1 protein-coding gene is annotated in these 543 nt (G+C 41.3%); it reads right to left on the bottom strand.

Annotation, left to right across the window (positions count from 1 at the left end):
* A partial coding sequence (locus ACFS5J_RS11150; protein ID WP_379812272.1) for an Ig-like domain-containing protein occupies positions 1–543 on the bottom strand: 543 nt, incomplete at both ends.

Here is a 543-nt window from a genome sequence, read left to right as displayed (position 1 = left end):
GTAAAACTTCCACCTGTATCACCATCACTCACAAATGTTGTAGTGCCTGCAATACAAATTGCTTGGTTTCCACTCAATACTCCTGCATTTGGTGGCGTAGTAACCGTTACATCTAATGTAGTGAAAGTATCTGCACATCCTCCTGTTCCTAAAACGGTGTATGTAATGGTTGCTGTACCGGCTGAAACTCCTGTAATAATTCCTGAAGCATCAACTGTTGCGATTGTTGTATCGCCTGAACTAAATGTTCCTCCTGTGTCTCCATCACTCACAAATGTCGTAGTACCTGCAACACAGATTGCTTGGTTTCCTGTTAAAGCTCCTGCATTTGGTGGTGTAGTAACAGTTACATCTAATGTAGATACAACATCCAAACACCCACCCGTTCCAGTAACTGTATAATTAATTGCAGTAATTCCTGCTGAAACTCCTGTAATTACACCTGTAGAAGCATCAACAGTTGCAATAGACGGATCTACTGAACTCCATGTTCCTCCTGCATCTCCATCACTTACAAATGTTGTAGTACCTCCAATACAAATT

This window comes from Flavobacterium chuncheonense, from assembly GCF_042686145.1.
Taxonomy (GTDB): domain Bacteria; phylum Bacteroidota; class Bacteroidia; order Flavobacteriales; family Flavobacteriaceae; genus Flavobacterium; species Flavobacterium chuncheonense.
This window is presented reverse-complemented; position numbering and strand designations above follow the sequence as displayed.